The 18,167-nt window shown below is 72.5% G+C and carries 14 protein-coding genes; 11 read left to right on the top strand and 3 right to left on the bottom strand.

Annotated features, from left to right (window positions below; all coding sequences use genetic code 11):
• The first annotated feature begins 7 nt into the window (after positions 1-7).
• Positions 8-1,291: a nucleotide sugar dehydrogenase gene (locus tag R4Z62_RS10455; protein WP_491519648.1), complete on the top strand. Its 1,284-nt coding sequence runs from the start codon at positions 8-10 to the stop codon at positions 1,289-1,291.
• Between the two features lie 143 nt (positions 1,292-1,434).
• Here R4Z62_RS10455 and R4Z62_RS10450 read toward each other — a convergent pair whose 3' ends face one another.
• The 3 genes from R4Z62_RS10450 to R4Z62_RS10440 form a co-directional block, all read right to left on the bottom strand.
• Positions 1,435-3,690: a glycosyltransferase family 4 protein gene (locus R4Z62_RS10450; protein ID WP_355475617.1), complete on the bottom strand. Its 2,256-nt coding sequence runs from the start codon at positions 3,688-3,690 to the stop codon at positions 1,435-1,437.
• Complete coding sequence (locus R4Z62_RS10445) at positions 3,687-5,021, bottom strand: glycosyltransferase (RefSeq protein ID WP_064533130.1); 1,335 nt, start codon at positions 5,019-5,021, stop codon at positions 3,687-3,689. Before R4Z62_RS10445 ends, R4Z62_RS10450 begins: the two co-directional genes overlap by 4 nt.
• Before the next feature lie 93 nt (positions 5,022-5,114).
• Positions 5,115-5,711, bottom strand: a complete 597-nt coding sequence (locus R4Z62_RS10440) for an acyltransferase (RefSeq protein WP_064533129.1) — start codon at positions 5,709-5,711, stop codon at positions 5,115-5,117.
• Between the two features lie 590 nt (positions 5,712-6,301).
• On the opposite strand from R4Z62_RS10440, the gene rplU reads away from it, so the two are divergent.
• From rplU to R4Z62_RS10390, 10 genes are all read left to right on the top strand, one after another.
• Complete coding sequence (rplU, locus tag R4Z62_RS10435; RefSeq protein WP_004931419.1) at positions 6,302-6,622, top strand: 50S ribosomal protein L21; 321 nt, start codon at positions 6,302-6,304, stop codon at positions 6,620-6,622.
• A gap of 14 nt (positions 6,623-6,636) precedes the next feature.
• Positions 6,637-6,891 (top strand): 50S ribosomal protein L27, encoded by a 255-nt coding sequence (gene rpmA, locus R4Z62_RS10430; protein ID WP_018570808.1) that lies wholly within the window; start codon positions 6,637-6,639, stop codon positions 6,889-6,891.
• Between the two features lie 103 nt (positions 6,892-6,994).
• Positions 6,995-8,431: a GTPase ObgE gene (gene obgE, locus R4Z62_RS10425; protein WP_491519647.1), complete on the top strand. Its 1,437-nt coding sequence runs from the start codon at positions 6,995-6,997 to the stop codon at positions 8,429-8,431.
• A gap of 163 nt (positions 8,432-8,594) precedes the next feature.
• On the top strand, positions 8,595-10,094 hold the full coding sequence (locus tag R4Z62_RS10420) for a bifunctional cytidylyltransferase/SDR family oxidoreductase (RefSeq protein WP_064533127.1): 1,500 nt from the start codon (positions 8,595-8,597) through the stop codon (positions 10,092-10,094).
• Positions 10,095-10,290: 196 nt separating this feature from the next.
• Positions 10,291-12,390: a hypothetical protein gene (locus R4Z62_RS10415; protein WP_491519646.1), complete on the top strand. Its 2,100-nt coding sequence runs from the start codon at positions 10,291-10,293 to the stop codon at positions 12,388-12,390.
• A 172-nt stretch (positions 12,391-12,562) separates the two neighbouring features.
• Complete coding sequence (gene proB / locus R4Z62_RS10410) at positions 12,563-13,690, top strand: glutamate 5-kinase (protein ID WP_491519645.1); 1,128 nt, start codon at positions 12,563-12,565, stop codon at positions 13,688-13,690.
• A 143-nt stretch (positions 13,691-13,833) separates the two neighbouring features.
• Positions 13,834-14,370, top strand: a complete 537-nt coding sequence (locus R4Z62_RS10405; RefSeq protein ID WP_382846805.1) for a DUF8830 family protein — start codon at positions 13,834-13,836, stop codon at positions 14,368-14,370.
• 550 nt (positions 14,371-14,920) lie between these two features.
• Positions 14,921-16,207 carry a glutamate-5-semialdehyde dehydrogenase gene (locus tag R4Z62_RS10400; RefSeq protein WP_491519644.1) on the top strand — a complete coding sequence of 429 codons (1,287 nt, stop codon included), beginning with the start codon at positions 14,921-14,923 and terminating at the stop codon, positions 16,205-16,207.
• A 105-nt stretch (positions 16,208-16,312) separates the two neighbouring features.
• On the top strand, positions 16,313-16,894 hold the full coding sequence (locus R4Z62_RS10395; RefSeq protein WP_064533122.1) for an SCO2584 family spore wall biosynthesis protein: 582 nt from the start codon (positions 16,313-16,315) through the stop codon (positions 16,892-16,894).
• Between the two features lie 123 nt (positions 16,895-17,017).
• Positions 17,018-18,100, top strand: coding sequence for an SCO2583 family membrane protein (locus R4Z62_RS10390; protein WP_491519643.1), 1,083 nt, complete (start codon positions 17,018-17,020; stop codon positions 18,098-18,100).
• The last annotated feature ends 67 nt before the right edge of the window (positions 18,101-18,167 follow it).

Below are 18,167 nucleotides of genomic sequence, written 5' to 3'. Positions count from 1 at the left end.
ACCGCTCATGAACATCTGTGTAGTAGCGCTCGGCAAGATCGGGCTTCCGCTGGCGGTGCAGTTCGCCGCCAAGGGGCACCGGGTCATCGGCGCGGACGTCAACGAGAAGGTCGTCGAGCTGGTCAACGCCGGTACGGAGCCGTTCCCCGGTGAACACGAGCTGGACGTCAAGCTCAAGGAGGCCGTCGACGCGGGACTGCTCAGCGCGACCACGGACACCGCGGCGGCCGTCGCGCAGTCCGAGGCCGTCGTCGTCGTCGTTCCGCTGTTCGTCGACGCCGAGGGCGTGCCGGACTTCGGCTGGATGGACTCGGCCACCGAGGCGATCGCCAAGGGCCTGAAGCCGGGCACCCTCGTCTCGTACGAGACCACGCTGCCGGTCGGCACCACCCGTACCCGCTGGGCGCCGATGCTGGCCGAGGGCTCCGGCCTGAGTGCGGGCGAGGACTTCCACCTGGTCTTCTCGCCCGAGCGCGTCCTCACCGGCCGGGTCTTCTCCGACCTGCGCCGCTACCCGAAGCTGGTCGGCGGCATCGACGAGGCCTCCACGGCCCGCGGTGTGGCGTTCTACGAGCAGGTCCTCGACTTCGACGAGCGGGACGACCTGCCCCGGGCGAACGGCGTGTGGGACCTGGGCACCGCCGAGGCGTCCGAGCTGGCCAAGCTCGCCGAGACCACCTACCGGGACGTCAACATCGGCCTGGCCAACCAGTTCGCGCGCTTCGCCGACGGCAACGGCATCGACGTCAAGAAGGTCATCGAGGCCTGCAACTCGCAGCCCTACAGCCACATCCACCAGCCGGGCATCGCGGTCGGCGGCCACTGCATCCCGATCTACCCGCGGATGTACCTGTGGAACGACCCGTCCGCCACGGTCGTGCGCTCCGCCCGCGAGGCGAACGCGGCGATGCCCGAGTACGCCGTCGACCTGCTGGCCGCCGCCTACGGCGACCTGACCGACGTGCACGTCCTCGTGCTCGGCGCCGCCTACCGCGGCGGCGTCAAGGAGACCGCGTTCTCCGGTGTCTTCCCGACCGTGGAGGCGCTGAAGGCGCGCGGGGCCGTCCCCTTCGTCTCGGACCCGATGTACACGGCCGAGGAGCTCGCCGCGCACGGCCTGGCCCCGCACCAGGGCGAGAAGGTCACCGCCGCGATCCTCCAGGCCGACCACGCCGAGTACCGCTCGCTGACCCCGGCCGACCTGCCGGACGTCACCGTGCTGGTCGACGGCCGCCGTACGACCGACCCGGAGGCGTGGAAGGGCGTGCGCCGGGTCGTCATCGGCGGCTGACCCGCCCGCCCAGCGGGAGGCGGCACCCACCGGTACGACCGGGGTGCCGCCTCCCGCGTTTCCCGCCCGTGGATACGACGACGGCCGGTCCCCTGCTCCCGCGGAGCGGGAGGGGGACCGGCCGTCGTCGTGCGCGGGACGTCCTAGTCGAGCACGGGCAGGTGCTCGAACAGGGTGAGGTCCATGCGGTTGGTGACCGTCAGATGCGGGTGCGTCCGGGCCATCCGCCACGCCGTCGTCGTGGCGTTGGTGTCCGCCAGGAAGACGTGCTGCGTCTCGTCGAGACGCAGCTGCGGCAGCGCCTCGTTGGCGGCGATCTTCGCCAGGATCCGCGGGCGCACCACCCGGTACCCGCGCTGGAACACCTTCTTGTGGAAGCCGTGCGCCACCTTGTTGTGGGCGCGCCGGGCGACCTTCACCGCCAGCTCGGGCGCGACCGCGTCGCGCTGCCGCTCCGCCAGCCGGTCGGCGCGGCGCAGCACCGCGCGGGGCGCCCGGTACACGACGAAGCGCTCACCGCGCGGGATGAACAGCGACGCCTCGGCCGTCTCGATGGTGACGAAGGAGACGCGCGGGTCGAGGTCGGTCCGGGTCCACGCCTTGCGGCGGGCGGTGACCAGGTCGACCTGGACGCCACGGCGGACGAGTTCGTTCGCGAAGTTGGCGACCCGGCGCGGGCGGGCCGGCGTGTAGGCGAGGATGACGACCCGGCCCGGCTCCGCCGCCGAGACCTCGACGGCCGCGGACTCCGCTCCGGCGGGGATCTCCCGCGGCGCGGACGGCTCCGGTGCCTCCGGCGCCTCCGGTGCCGACGGGATCTCGATGGCCGGTGCCCGGTCCTCGTACACCTCGATGAGCTGCCGCCCGACCACTTCGCGGCTGTACTTGGCCATCAGCTCCCGGCGCGCCTTCTCCAGGTCCAGCTCGTGGAAGCGCTCGCGCAGCTTCCAGTACGCGTCCGTGATGACGGTCGGGTCGTCGCTGACGTCCATCAGCGCGCCGGCGAGGTCCTCCAGGCCGGCCAGTGTCTCCTCGGGCCCGTGGCTCTTGGTCACCAGGACCGGCAGGCCGGCCGCGTTCGCCTCGACGACGGTCATGCCGAAGGTCTCGAAGCGGCTGGCGTGCACCAGCAGGTCGTACTGGTGCATGAGCGCGTTGACCTCCTCCGGCGGCACCGGCGGGAGGACACGGAAGCGGTCGCCCAGGCCCAGCTCCGCGGCCCGCTCGCACAGGTCGTCCTCCAGCGCGCCGGCGCCGACCATGGTCAGCGTCGCCTCCGGCTCCTGCTCCGCGACCAGGGCGAACGCCTCCAGCAGCGGCATGACGCCCTTGTGCGGGAGCAGACGGCCGAGGTACAGCCACTTCAGCAGCTTCTCGGAGGGCGTGGCCTCGGGCGTGAACCGGTCGAAGTCGATGACGTTCGGAAGGATCCGGATCTTGCCCGCGTGGTGCGGGAACTCGCGGACGATCTGGTCGCGCAGATAGCTGCCGACGCACAGGAACTCGTCCGCGCGCTCCAGCACCTCGTCGTACAGGCGGCGCCCGGCCGACTGCTTGAAGATCTTCTCCAGGAAGGTGGAGTGCTCGGTGATCACGATCCGCGCGTCGGGCCGGGCCAGACGCATCGCGTGCACACCGCCGTAGATCGCGGTGTGGGCGTGGACGACCGGTGCCTCGATCCGGCCGGTCGGCAGCGCCTTGCGCAGCGCGGCCTCCTGCGCGGTGGCCCAGGCGGCGTAGTTGCGGCGGGTGGTCAGCGGCACCGGCACACGGGTGACGACCCCGGTCGGGGTGTCGAGGACGGGGATCAGCTCGCGGCGGTCCAGCAGGCGGTCGGCCGTCACCTTGACGGCGTCCTCGAGGAGGGCGGGCGCGGATCCCGACCAGTCCTCGGTGTGCAGGATCGAGATGCGGTCGTAGTGGTCCCGCACGGCCTCGGTGGCGGCCTGCACGAACGACCCGGCGAACGGGTTGTTCGGCGACGGGTACCAGGGCGTGACCACCGCGAGGTCGGCGGGCTCGCTGACCCGGCCGCCGTTGTCGTACGGCTCCAGCCGGAACTCGATGCCCGGCCGGCGGCGCAGTGCCGCCCACGCGAGCGGGAGCGCCTGGGCGTCACCGGCGACGAGCAGCCCGGCGCCGCGCAGCGGGCCGTTCGAGGCCAGGACGAGCTTGCGCGCCGCCCGCCACGCGGAGCCCTTCTTGTCCCGCTCGACGCGCAGCACGCGCACGCCGGGGATCTCCGGCAGGTCGTCCCATTCGGGGCGGTCCGCGATCACCAGGACGACGGGGCGTCCCTCGGCCGCGAACCCCTCGACGTGGGCCCGGGTGGCCCGGACCCGGTACTCGCCCAGGGCGAGGTACAGGACGTGGCCGGTCGTGGTCGTGCTGGTGCTCATCGGGTCCCTCCCACCAGGTCGCGCATCCGCTGCTCCCACGGCCCGAGAGTGGCCTCGCGGGTGTATGTCTGGGCGTGGGCCACGGCCTGGTCGTGCTGTGCGCGGTCGATGCCGCGGGCACCCTCGGCGGCCGCGATGAACGACTTGGCGACCTCGTCGGCGGTCAGTTCGCTGCCGCGGTACCACAGCGGGTAGCCGTCGAGCACCTCGGTCGCGGCGATGTCGGGCCGGTGCACCGAGACGATGGGCTTGCCGGACGCCATGTACTCGAAGACCTTGCCGGACGTCACATAGCGGGCGCCGGGAACGCAGAAGACCAGCGCGTCCGTCCGCTCGTAGACGGCCCTGGCCTCGGTCTTGCCGAAGGCGCCGCGGTAGTGGACGCCGATGTTCTCCTCCACCGGCAGCCGCTCCATGAGCGGCGCCACGTCCTGCGGGAAGAAGCCCAGGTGGCCGTGGATGTCCAGTTCGGCGTCGCGGAGCAGCGGATGGCTGCGGGCCAGCCGCCAGCCCTCGAAGAGCTCTTCGAGGGGGAGGTAGGAGGTGACGGTGCCCAGATAGCCGAAGCGGAGCGGGCGGTCGGCGGGGGGCGGCGAGAAGGGCAGGTCGCCCATCAGCTCGGGCTCCCAGCCGTTCGGCACCACGGTCATGCGGTCCGCGGCGTACGGGTAGCGGTCGATGTGCCACTGCCGCATGCCGTCGTTGACGAAGACGATCTCGGAGGCGTCCCGCAGCACCTTCGCCTCCCACTCGAAGGCCTTGCTGTCCTCCGGGAACTTCAGCTCCTCGGTGAACTGGTTGAAGGTCCACGAGTCGCGGTAGTCGACCGCGTAGGGGACGCGCAGGAGCTTTCCGAGCACCTGGGCGGCGGCGAAGGAGACGAAGGGGTTCCCGGTCGCTATGATCAGGTCGAATTTCTGCTTGAAATGCGCCTTCACCGCGTGGGAGAGAACACCGGGTATCCAGGTGAGGTAGTGCTCGGGGAACACCTTGTTCTGGAAGAGCTTGTACAGGTTCCCGGCGACGGTCGGGAAATTACGGCGCAGCCGGCCGTACTTGCGTATCTCCTTCTCCCAGGCGTAGTACCCCATGGGGGGCCGCACCACGGTGACATCGGGGTCGATGGTGTCCTCTAGGGACGGGTCGCAGGCGTTGTGCAGGTACGTCTGGAAGAACTCGCGCGGGGCGGTGTAGACGGTGACGTCCCATCCGGCCTTCGCGAAGTGGTTGGCCGTGGCACGGGCCCGGAATATGCCGCTCGCGCGGCTCGGAGGAAAGTAGTACGCGAGATAGAGAACGCGTGGACGGCGTCCGCGTGATCCAAGCGGCATGGTGGTCGGGGAACCCTTTCTATGGGCACATTGGGTAGAGAATTACCGCCGCGCGCCACATGTCACGTGCTGTCTTTGTGCTCGGTGTGCGGTTCAGCGCTCGGTGAGAACGCCGTCCTTCTCGTCGTACAGGGAACCGGTCTGCGGGCACTCCCAAGTGCCGCTGCCGTCCTCGTGCTCGGTCAGCCGGACACCGGCCCGCCCGACCCAGCCGATGCGGCGCGCGGGGACTCCGACGACCAGCGCGAAGTCCGGCACGTCCTTGGTCACGACGGCGCCGGCGGCGACCATCGCCCAGCGGCCGACCCGCACCGGGGCGACACACACCGAACGCGCCCCGAGCGAGGCGCCCTCCTGGACCTTGACGCCCACGGCCTCCCAGTCGCCGCCGCGCTTCTGCTTGCCGGCGGGGTCGACGGAGCGCGGGTTGTGGTCGTTGGTGAGCACCACGGCGGGGCCGACGAAGACACCGTCGCCGAGCTCGGCGGGTTCGTACACGAGAGCGTAGTTCTGCAGCTTGACGTTGTCGCCTATCCGCACACCGGTGCCCACGTACGCTCCGCGGCCCACCACGCAGCCTTCGCCGAGCCGGGCGTCCTCGCGGATCTGCGCGAGCTCCCAGACGCTGCTCCCGGCCCCGATCTCGGCGGTCTCGGCGACCTGGGCAGTGGGCTGAACCCTGTAGTTCACTCTCTATGCCTTCCGGTGTTGGGCTTTGCCCAGGAAGCATACGGGGTGGCTGGAACGGGCCATGTCCCGTGCCGAGCGCCCTCGGCCGGACGTGCGGAGGGCGTCCGCCGCCCCCGGCCCGTGCCCGTCGGCCCGCACCTCCGCGACCGCGTCGAACACCTCCCGGACGCCCCCTGACGTGCCGTCGGGCGGTGGCCGCGACCGGTGTCAAGGAGGTCTTCCTGTGCGGCGGCTGTGATCCTTGTCATGCCCCGGAGGAGGGCGCGGCGGACGGCGTGCGGGGGAGGGGCGCCCGCTCCCGGCGGAAAGCTGTCCTTATATACGCGCGGTGTACGCGCGGTGCTGCGGCGGTGCTGCGCCCCGGTGGCCTGTGGTGCGCCCCCGGTGGCCTGTGTGGGGTCCGCGGGCCCGGTTTGACCCCTCACGCCGGGCCCCGTAACCTTGACCGTCGGCGTGTCGATCGGCACGCCACATCCCCGTAAACCTCTTCCTTCCGGGCACGGGCCGTGACCGGGAGAGGCCGTGCGTGTCCTGTGTCCGGGCGGCTGGACTGCGGGGGTGCCGTTTCCGAGCGAGAGAGTGAGATCCGCGTGTACGCCATCGTGCGCAGCGGTGGTCGCCAGCACAAGGTTGCTGTCGGCGACATCGTTGAGGTTGACAAGATTTCCACTGCCAAGGTTGGCGACACGGTCGAGCTCTCGACCCTGCTCGTTGTCGACGGCGACGCTGTGACCAGCGACCCGTGGGTGCTGGCCGGCATCAAGGTCCAGGCCGAGGTCGTGGACCACCACAAGGGCCAGAAGATCGACATTCTGCGCTACAAGAACAAGACCGGCTACCGCCGTCGTCAGGGCCACCGCCAGCAGTACACGGCGATCAAGGTCACTGAGATCCCCGCGGCTGCGAAGTAAGGGACTGAGGAGACATGGCACACAAGAAGGGCGCATCGTCCACCCGGAACGGTCGCGACTCGAATGCCCAGCGGCTCGGCGTGAAGCGCTTCGGCGGTCAGGTCGTGAACGCCGGTGAGATCATCATCCGCCAGCGCGGCACCCACTTCCACCCCGGCGCGGGCGTCGGCCGTGGCGGCGACGACACGCTGTTCGCGCTCCAGCCCGGCGCGGTGGAGTTCGGCACCCACCGCGGCCGCAAGGTCGTGAACATCGTCCCGGTCGCCTGACCGGAGGCTTTCGCGAGGCGGACCTCACTTCCCGGTCGGGAAGGCGGGTCCGCCTTTCGCGTGTTACCCAAGAGATATTCCCGTAGTTTCTGGAGGCACCAACATGACCACCTTCGTGGACCGCGTCGAACTGCATGTCGCCGCGGGTAACGGGGGCCACGGCTGTGCCTCCGTGCACCGTGAGAAGTTCAAGCCGCTGGGCGGCCCGGACGGCGGCACCGGCGGACGCGGCGGGGACGTGATCCTCACCGTCGACCAGTCCGTCACCACGCTGCTCGAATACCACCACTCGCCGCACCGCAAGGCCACCAACGGCAAGCCCGGCGAGGGCGGCAACCGGTCCGGCAAGGACGGCGAGGACCTGGTGCTGCCGGTGCCGGACGGCACGGTCGTGCTGGACCGGGCGGGCAACGTGCTGGCCGACCTGATCGGCCACGGCACCTCCTACGTCGCCGCGCAGGGCGGCCGGGGCGGCCTGGGCAACGCGGCGCTGGCCTCGGCACGCCGCAAGGCGCCCGGCTTCGCGCTGCTCGGCGAGCCCGGTGACCTCGGGGACATCGTCCTGGAGCTGAAGACCGTCGCCGACGTGGCGCTGGTCGGCTACCCGAGCGCCGGCAAGTCGTCGCTGATCTCCGTGCTCAGCGCCGCCAAGCCGAAGATCGCCGACTACCCGTTCACCACCCTGGTGCCCAACCTCGGTGTGGTGACGGCGGGTTCGACCGTGTACACCGTCGCCGACGTGCCCGGTCTCATCCCCGGCGCCAGCCAGGGCAGGGGGCTGGGCCTGGAGTTCCTGCGGCACGTGGAGCGGTGCAGCGTCCTCGTGCACGTACTGGACACCGCCACCCTGGAGTCGGACCGCGACCCGGTCTCCGACCTCGACATCATCGAGGAGGAGCTGCGCCAGTACGGCGGCCTGGGCAACCGGCCGCGCGTGGTCGTCCTCAACAAGATCGACGTACCCGACGGCAAGGACCTCGCCGAGATGGTCCGGCCCGACCTGGAGTCGCGCGGCTACCGCGTCTTCGAGGTGTCGGCGGTGGCGCACACCGGCCTGAAGGAGCTGTCGTACGCCCTGGCCGAACTGGTCGCCACGGCGCGGGCCGCCCGGCCGAAGGAGGAGGCGACGCGCGTCGTCATCCGGCCCAAGGCCGTCGACGAGGCCGGTTTCACGGTCACCCGCGAGGAGGAGGGCCTGTTCCGCGTGCGCGGCGAGAAGCCCGAACGCTGGGTGCGGCAGACCGACTTCAACAACGACGAGGCCGTGGGCTACCTCGCCGACCGGCTCAACCGCCTCGGTGTCGAGGACCAGTTGCTGAAGGCGGGCGCCCGCTCCGGCGACGGCGTCGCCATCGGCCCCGAGGACAACGCGGTCGTCTTCGACTGGGAGCCGTCCGTGATGGCGGGTGCCGAGATGCTCGGCCGCCGCGGCGAGGACCACCGTTTCGAGGCGCCCCGCCCGGCCGCCCAGCGCCGTCGCGACCGGCAGGCCGAGCGCGACGAGACCGAGCAGGAGTACGACGACTTCGAGCCGTTCTAGGGACGGGCGCGGGTGCCCGGCGGCACCCGCCGCCGCGCACCCGGGCACACCCTGTGGTCGCGGCGTGACGGACGGTCATGTGGCGGGCGTCGCTCACCTTGCACAGCGCTTACCCGGAGTGGGAACATTCCGGGGTTCCCCTTTGCCACAAGGTAGGTCACCTGTGTCCCAGCACATAGCCAAGCCCCGTACCGCCGCAGTGATCCTGGCCGGGGGTACAGGTCAGCGCGTGGGCCTGTCGATCCCCAAGCAGTTGCTGAAGATCGCCGGCAAGGCGGTCATGGAGCACACTCTGGCCACCTTCGAGAAGGCGGACTCGATCGACGAGGTCATCGTGCTGATGGCGCCGGGCTATGTGCCGGACGTGGAGAAGATCGTCGCCAAGGCCGGATTCCGCAAGGTCTCCCGCATCATCGAGGGCGGCGCCACCCGCAACGAGACCACCGAGCGCGCCATCACCGCGCTGACCGAGGGCCTGGCCGAGGGGGAGGACCTCAACGTCCTCTTCCACGACGCCGTGCGCCCCCTGCTGTCACAGCGCGTGATCGACGACTGCGTCACCGCGCTGCGGCGCTACCAGGCGGTCGACGTCGCCATCCCGTCCGCGGACACCATCATCGTGACCCGCACCCACGGCGAGGACGGCGAGTTCATCACCGACATCCCGGACCGCTCCCGGCTGCGCCGCGGCCAGACCCCGCAGGCGTTCAAGCTGTCCACCATCCGGCGCGCCTACGAGATCGCCGCGGGCGACCCGCACTTCCAGGCCACGGACGACTGCTCCGTCGTGCTCAAGTACCTGCCCGACGTGCCGATCCACGTGGTGGCGGGCGACGAGTACAACATGAAGGTCACCCAGCCCGTCGACGTGTTCATCGCCGACAAGCTCTTCCAGCTCGCCTCCACGGCCGCCCCGGAGCAGAACGGCGAGGCGGCCTACCGGGAGCTGCTCACCGGCAGGACCGTCGTCGTCTTCGGCGGCTCGTACGGCATCGGCAAGGACATCGCCGAACTGGCCAGGTCCTACGGCGCGCACGTCTACGCCCTCGCCCGTTCCACCACCGGCACCCATGTGGAGCGGCCGGAGGAGGTCGAGGAGGCGCTGTCCAAGGCGTACGCCGAGACGGGACGCATCGACTACGTCGTCAACACCGCCGGCGTGCTGCGCATAGGCCGGCTCGCCGAGACCGACAACGCCACCATCGAGGAGGCGCTGAAGGTCAACTACCTGGCCCCGGTGCAGATCGCGCGCTCCGCGTACAAGTACCTGGCGGAGAGCGGCGGGCAGCTGCTGCTGTACACCTCCAGCAGCTACACCCGCGGCCGCGCCGAGTACAGCCTCTACTCCTCGACCAAGGCCGCCATGGTGAACCTCACCCAGGCGCTGTCCGACGAGTGGGCCGGCGACGGCGTCCGGGTCAACTGCATCAACCCCGAGCGGACCGCCACCCCGATGCGCACCAAGGCATTCGGCCAGGAACCCGCGGGCACCCTGCTCTCCTCCGAGGCGGTGGCCCGCACCTCGCTCGACGTGCTGCTGTCGGAGCTGACCGGACATGTGATCGACGTCCGCCAGCAGGACCCGACGGCGGCCGCGGACCCGGCCTCGGGGTTCGAACAGGCGCTGGCCGGAGTCCTGGACCGCGAGGACGGCGTGGCATAATCCACTGCAAAAAGCGAATTGCCGCCCAGGCCGCTGTGATTGCCCGTCGGGGGTGTCGTGCACAGGGGCCTGAGTTCCTCAGTTTCACCCCCTTCGATTCTCACGGCCGTCGTCCGATCGGCTCGACACGCGACGAGGTAACCCGGTCCAGGGCCGTGCAGTGACGAAACCGGCACCCTCCTGGAGCAGGTTCCCTGTGATATCCACCGCTATACGCGTCGCCCGGGTGGGCAGTGCGGTCGAGTTGGCCGCGGCGGCCCTCATGCTGCTGGGCTTCCCCCTCCTCACGCTGGCAGCGCTGCTCCCGAACGTCTACGCCTTCGCGGCCGTGGCCCTCATGACGTATCTGACGGACCACTACCTGCACCGCAAGGGCAGCTACCTGGTCGAGCGGCTCGGCAGGACCCGGGCCGGACTCCCCGTCCGGTTCCTGATCCGGCAGCTGCTGCTGATCCTGCTGCTGGCCCGGATGTCGCTCACGAGCGATGTGCCGTTCTACGGCGCGGTCGCCTGCTTCATCGCCTTCTACGCCCTCCAGGTCCCGCACGGAGCGCTGGCCGCCCTGATCCGGCACCGCCGCACCATGCCGGTCGCCACCCGCAACGTCGACCTGGGCTCGCACATACGCATCCCGGACGCGCCGCCGCGCCGGCTGCTGCGCCGCTCCGGCGAGAAGATGCTCCACCTCGACCTCGCCGCCGTCATCGGCCTGCTGGTCGCCGCCGCCACCGACTCGGCCCAGGCCGCCGTCGTCGGCATCTCCGTCACCCTCGGCCTGGGCGCCCTGTACACGCTGGCGCTGCTGCCGTACGCCGGCCGCCGGCGGATGCCCCCCAAGGGCGACAAGGTCAGGGCCGGCCTCGACGCCTGGCTGCGCCAGTACCGGCCCGAGACGGTGCTGTACTTCTCCGGTTCCGACGACGCCGCCTACCAGGTCAACATGTGGCTCGACATGCTGAAGCAGCTGGACACCCGGCCGCTGATCATCCTGCGCGAGCGGGCGATCCTGGAGAACCTCGCGCCCACCACGGTCCCCGTCGTCTGCGTGCCCGGCGGCGTGCACCTGATGAACATGGACCTGCCCACCGTGCGGGTCGCCCTCTACCCGGCCAACGCGGGCAAGAACATCCACATGCTGCGCCTGCCCACCATGAAGCACGTCTTCATCGGCCACGGCGACAGCGACAAGGCCGCCAGCGTCAACCCGTTCAGCAAGGCCTACGACGAGATCTGGACGGCGGGCCGGGCCGGCCGCGACCGCTACGCCGTGGCCGACGTCGGCGTGCGCGACGAGGACATCGTCGAGGTCGGCCGCCCGCAGCTGGCCCCGATCCAGGTGCGCGACGGCGTACCCGAGGGGCGCGTACCCACCGTCCTGTACGCCCCGACCTGGGAGGGCTGGGACGACAACCCGGGCAACACCTCCCTGGTCCTCGCGGGCGAGAACATCGTGCGGCACCTCCTGCGCGCCGACCCGCCGGTCCGGGTGCTGTACAAGCCGCACCCGTTCACCGGCAACCGCAGCGCACGGGCCCGGACCGCGCACCAGCGGATCACCGCCCTGATCGAGAAGGCCGCCGCCGAGCGCGCCGCCGACCCGCGGTTCACCGCCGACACGGCCGCGCACGCCGCGGAGAAGGCCGCCGCCCGCGCCGAGCTGGCCCGGCTGGAGGCGCGGCTCGCCGTGCTGGCCGCCAGCGTCAAGGACAAGGGCGACGAGGCCGAGGCCACCCGCGACAGCCTCGTCGACATCCCTCGGCACGAGGAGGCCGACGAGCTGCGGGCCCGCTGGAACGACGCCTACTGGCGGTCCGTCGGCAGTTGGCAGCACCGCGTCATCACCGGCGCCGCACCGCGGCTGTACGACTGCTTCAACGTCGCCGACGCGATGGTCTCCGACATCTCCAGCGTGGTCTCCGACTACATCGCCAGCGGCAGGCCCTACGCCGTCACCGACTCCGCGGGCCTGGGCCCCGAGGAGTTCAAGCGGCAGAACACCGCGGTCCGCGCCGCCGTGATCCTCTCCAACGACGCGGCCGAACTGGACGAACTGCTGGCCGCGGTGCGGGACCCGGCCGCCGACCGGCTGGCCGAGGACCGCAAGGAGCTCCGGCGCTATCTGCTCGGCCCGGAGAAGCCGACGTCCATCGAGCGGTTCAACGCCGCGGTGGCGCGGCTCGCCCTCAAGGCCGAGACCCGCAACATCGGCCAGGCGATGCGCGCGGAGGCGGCGGCCGGCGTGCCGGGACAGCGCGTCGACTCCGCCGGGGGGACGGGCGGCGTGCCCACCGGCTGACGTCCGTACGGGCGGCTCCGGCCCCGTGAGCCGCCCGTGCCTGCCCACCCGCGGGCCGCCCGCGGTCGGGATCCGCGAGCCGTCCGCAGGCTGGACCGGTGCGCCCTCTGCGCATCGCCTCGCGTAGATTCGTGCTCTCGGACCGGATCTGCGCGAGGGGACGGACAGCAAGGTGGCAGGGGCAAGGCAGGCCGTGCGCGAGGCCCGCAGGATCGTCGTCAAGGTGGGCTCCTCCTCGCTGACCACCGCCACCGGCGGCCTGGACGCCGACCGGGTGGACGCCCTCGTCGACGTCCTCGCCAAGAGCAGCGGCCCGGAGAACAAGGAGGTCGTCCTCGTCTCCTCCGGTGCCATCGCCGCCGGCCTCGCCCCGCTCGGCCTGGCCCGCCGCCCCAAGGACCTCGCCCGCCAGCAGGCCGCGGCCAGCGTCGGCCAGGGGCTGCTGGTCGCCCGCTACACCGCCTCCTTCGCCCGCTACGGCATCCGCGTCGGCCAGGTCCTGCTGACCGGCGACGACACCAGCCGCCGCGCCCACCACCGCAACGCCTCGCGCACCCTCGACAAGCTGCTCGCCATGGGCGCCCTGCCGGTCGTCAACGAGAACGACACGGTCGCCACCGACGAGATCCGCTTCGGCGACAACGACCGCCTCGCCGCCCTCGTCGCCCACCTGGTCCACGCCGACCTGCTGGTCCTGCTCTCCGACGTGGACGGCGTCTACGACGGCGACCCGAGCCGGCCGGGCACCTCCCGCATCACCGAGGTGCGCGGCCCGGCCGACCTCGCGGGCGTCGAGATCGGCAGCGCGGGCAAGGCGGGCGTCGGCACCGGCGGCATGGTCACCAAGGTCGAGGCGGCCCGGATCGCCGCCGCCGCGGGCATCCCCGTGGTCCTCACCAGCGCGGTGCACGCCGCCGACGCCCTGTCCGGCGAGGACACCGGCACCTACTTCCACCCCACCGGGCGGCGCTCCGCCGACCGGCTGCTGTGGCTCCAGCACGCCTCCGCCCCGCAGGGCGCCCTCACCCTCGACGACGGCGCGGTGCGCGCGGTCGTCGAGGGCCGCAAGTCGCTGCTCCCGGCGGGCATCGCCGCCGTCGAGGGCGACTTCACCGCGGGCGACCCCGTCGAACTGCGCGACGCGGGCGGCCACGCCGTCGCCCGCGGCCTCGTCAACTTCGACGCCCGGGAGATCCCCCGGCTGCTCGGCCGCTCCACCCGGGAACTCGCCCGCGAGCTGGGACCGGCGTACGAACGCGAGGTCGTACACAGGGACGATCTGGTGATCCTGGAGCCGTAATGGGCCGAAACGTCCGGCCGGCCGGTCCCTGAAGGTGGGGGACCTTCCGCAAAACCGCCCCACGGAGCCGTACGGCCTGCTGCACTTTGTCCCAGGGACACATTCCGCACGAGCACTGGGTGAAGGAGGCCGTCGTGAGACGAGTGCGCCCTGGGGCGGCGGGGTCCCGCGGTGGTGGCGGCCCGTCCCCCTCCCGCGCGCCCGGTGAGGAGCGGACCCTGACCAGCGTCGCGGCCGGCGACCGCTACGAGCGCGAGCACCGGGAGCACGAAGGCGCGGAGCGCGGGCGGGAGCACGGCACGCGCCGGGCGCACGACGGGCGCCCGGAACCGGCGGACCAGCCCCGGCTGTGGCACATCACCCTGCGGGTCTCCGGAGCCGGCACCCCGCTCCAGGAGGTACGGCGCGGGCTCGAACAGCTCGCCCACGACCACCCCTTCCTGCTGACCAGCCGCTACGCCGACGACCACGCCGAGATCCGCTACTGGGAGGAGGCCCGCGACCTGCACGACGCCGCGGCCGTCGCCTTGCGGCTGTGGGGCGAGCACCGCCAGAGCGCCCAGCTCCCGCCCTGGGAGATCGTCGGCCTGGAAGTCATCGACCGCGAGACCTACCACCAACGCCTCGCCGAGGGCTACGGCCCACCCCCGGCGACCCCGATCGGCGTCCACCCCTTCTGAGGCGACGCGACCGGGCCCGCGGGCATCTGTCCGTTCGAGGCCGATCCGGTCCCGGCCCGTCGCCGGGCGTCTCGTCAGGATCACCGGGCCGCCCAGGTCCGGCCCCGTCCTGCCCAGACCGGGGCCGGCCGGGCGCCCGTCGGGGGCCGGGTCCGCTCCGGGGAGCGAGGCGGGGGCCCGGTCGCAGCACGGCCGGTGTCTCTTCCCCGGTCGGGAGGGAGGGACGCCGGACCGGCAGGTCGGCCGCCCGGCTCAGGAGGGTCCGCCGCTCCAGCCCGGCGACCGGCCGGAGGCGCGAGGCGGACGGCATCGTCGGCCCTCGCCTGTCCGGACTGCCGGTCCCTGCCACCCGGGCCGGGGCCTGTTCCCCGGCGCCGGCCGGTCCGGGCCCGGGACCGGGTACGCGCGGGCCGCCCCGGGCCCGGAGGCACAGGGCCCGCGCCCCCATAGACCCGCGACCCGCGCCCTGCGGACCGCACCCCGCCCCGCCCACGTCTCGCGCTGTGGAACAGCGCGTGAACGCCGCAGCACGGCGCACTACGCTGCCCCCATGACCACGCTCTCGCCGTACGACTCCATGTCCCCGGTGACCCAGGCCGCCTACCGGGCCAAGGCCGCCGCCGCCGACCTCGCGCCGCTGCCGCGCGCCGAGAAGGACGACGCGCTGCTCGCCGTCGCGGACGCCCTGGAGGTCCGTACCAGCGAGATCGTCGAGGCCAATGCGCAGGACGTCGCCGGGGCGCGCGCCGCCGGGACCAGCGAGGCGATCGTCGACCGGCTCACCCTCACCCCGAAGCGGGTGCGGGCCATCGCCGCCGACGTACGGGACGTGGTCGCGCTGCCCGACCCGGTCGGCGAGGTGGTCCGCGGCTCCACGCTGCCCAACGGGCTCGACCTGCGCCAGGTCCGCGTCCCGCTCGGCGTGGTCGGCATCATCTACGAGGCCCGCCCCAACGTCACCGTGGACGCCGCCGCCCTCTGCCTGAAGTCGGGCAACGCGGTGCTGCTGCGCGGCTCCGCCTCCGCCTACGCGTCGAACACCGCCCTGGTCCGAGTGATCCGCGACGCCGTCGGCGGCGCCGGGCTGCCCGCCGACGCCGTCCAGCTCGTGCCCGGCGAGAGCCGCGAGAGCGTACGCGAGCTGATGCGTGCCCGCGGCCTGGTCGACGTCCTCATCCCGCGCGGCGGCGCCTCCCTGATCCGCACCGTGGTCAACGAGTCCACCGTCCCCGTCATCGAGACCGGCACCGGCAACTGCCACGTCTACGTCGACGCCCAGGCCGACCTCGACATGGCCGTCGGCATCCTCGTCAACTCCAAGGCCCAGCGCCCCAGCGTCTGCAACGCCGCCGAGACCCTCCTCGTCCACCAGGACATCGCCGCCGAGTTCCTGCCGCGCGCCCTGGACGCCCTCGCCGACGCCGGGGTCACCGTGCACGCCGACGAGCGCGTCATGGCGTACGCCAAGGACTCCCGCGCCACCGTCGTGGAGGCCACCCCGGAGGACTGGGACACCGAGTACCTCTCCTACGACATCGCCGCCGCCGTCGTCGACTCCCTGGACCGGGCCGTCGCCCACATCCGGCTGTGGAGCTCCGGCCACACCGAGGCCATCGTCACCACCTCGCAGCAGGCCGCCCGCCGCTTCACCCAGTTGGTCGACTCCACCACCGTCGCCGTGAACGCCTCCACCCGCTTCACCGACGGCAGCCAGTTCGGCTTCGGCGCCGAGATCGGCATCTCCACGCAGAAGCTGCACGCCCGCGGCCCCATGGGGCTGCCCGAGCTGACCAGCACCAAGTACATCGTCACCGGCGACGGGCACGTCCGCCGCTGAACCCGGACCGCGCCGGTCGCCCCTGGCGGGCCGGTGCCGTCTCAGCAGGCGGATGAATCTCCCCGCGGTCTGCCCAAAATGACCCCCCAGGTCTACTCTGGATCCGTGCCGGAGGACGTGGGGGGCACGCCGTTCCCTGACGGCTGGGAGCCCGACGACGACCACGACCGCGGGGTGTCGGACGAAGAGTTCGCCTCCGTGGTCTTCGACGAGGCGTTCGTACGGGCGGCCGTGGTGCACGAGCCGACCGCCGTCGAACGCCTGCTGGCCGCGGCCCAGGCAAGAGCCGAGGCGTCCGAGGCGGAGGCGCGCCGCGCCCGCACCAGAGGCGAGCGCCACGACGACCGCTTCGGCGCCGACCGGCACGGCTTCGCCACCCGGCACGGCGCCGACGACCTCGATGACCCGGAGGACGCCGACGACCGCGACGGTCTCGCACACCGCTTCGGCGGTCCCCGGGCCTTCGGCAGACAGGTCCGCTGGCACCGCCCCGTCGCCTGGGTGCTCGCGGTCGTCATGGGCATCGGCATGGTCGCCCTGGCCTTCGCCGCGGTCTACCGCGGCGGCTCCTCCGGCAGCCGCGACCAGGTGCCGCCGCCCGCCTCCACCGGCCTGGAGCAGGGCAGCGCCGCCGCCCCCGCCGAGCACTCCCGGCCGCCGGTGTCCGCGGCCCCCGGCGGCCACTGAGCACCCACCGGCCACCCACCGGCCGCCGACCGGCCGCCGACCGGCCGCCCACGGTGAGCGGCTGTCACAACTTGGCGCAGAGCAGCGCGTTTACCGGCGCTCCGCGCGACCTACCCTGAAAGTATGGGAGGGCCTGGCGACCCGCCTGAAGGGACACCCGAAGGCATCCCCTCAGGCGCGGAGGACGAGTACCGATCCGTCGTCTTCGACGAGTCGTTCGTGCGCGCTGCCCGCCTCCAGGAGTACTCCGCCCAGGAGCGGATGACCGACCACACGCCCGCCGTGCGCCGCCGCCCGCACCTGCGCCGCTCGCTGCCGCGCCAGGCGCTGTTCCTGCTGCTGCTGATCGTGGTCGCCTTCGCCACCGCGATCTACCTGGGCGTGCGCACCCCCTACCGGGACGCGCGGACCCTGCGCCCCGTCGAACAGCTGCGGACGACCGTGATCCCGCTGGCCCCCACCGGAAGGGTGCCCGGGGACAGCGATCCCGCCCGGCTGTACGCGCGCAGTCCCGCCGCCCCGTACGCCACCGGCGCCGAGGGCATCCCCCTGCCCGCCCACCGCGGCACCGCGCACTTCTCGGACAGCCAGGTCGTCGCCGCGCTGACCGGCGCCCGGGACTACATCGTCGCCTCCTCCCTCGACCCGGAGGTGCTCCACGGCGACCGGACCGAGGCGGTGCGGACGCTGCTCGACCCGGACCAACTCGACCAGTTCGACCGCAGCACCGGCGGCCACGCCCCCGCCGACGGACGGCACGAGGCCACCGGCTGGCTGGTCCGCTTCGACCCGCGCCGGGTGGAGCCGGCCGGCGCCCCCATCCGGGCCCAGGGCAGCCTCCAGGTCGTCGAGACCGACCCCTCCACCCTGGAGGTCACCGCCGACCCCGTCCTCGTCTACGCCCTCAGGCCGGCCGGTTCCGCCGCCACGGCGGCGGCCTCGCTCTTCACCGTCCGGCGGGAACTGCGGTTCCGCTTCGACCGCGACGACCTCAGGCTGCACCAGGTGCAACTGGTCACGTCCACCGTCCAGGCGGGCCCGCTGTCCTGCTCCGAGGACGCCACCGCCCGCTTCCGGCCACTGCTGGCCGGCCAGAGCGCCCGGCCCGGGGGCCCCGCCGGAACGGACCCGTACGCGCCGGACGGCACCGCGGCCGTGTGCGGCTCCCTGGCCCCCGACGCCCAGCCCATGGCCCCCAGGAGCTGAGCCGCCGAGGGCCCTGGCACCGGGCCGCCGAGGCCCTGAGACACCGGGCCACCGGGGTTCTGAGACA

The sequence above is a fragment of the Streptomyces sp. PL-25 genome, from assembly GCF_058344915.1.
The sequence above is the reverse complement of the archived record's forward strand: the minus strand, read 5'-3'. Positions and strand labels throughout refer to the sequence as shown.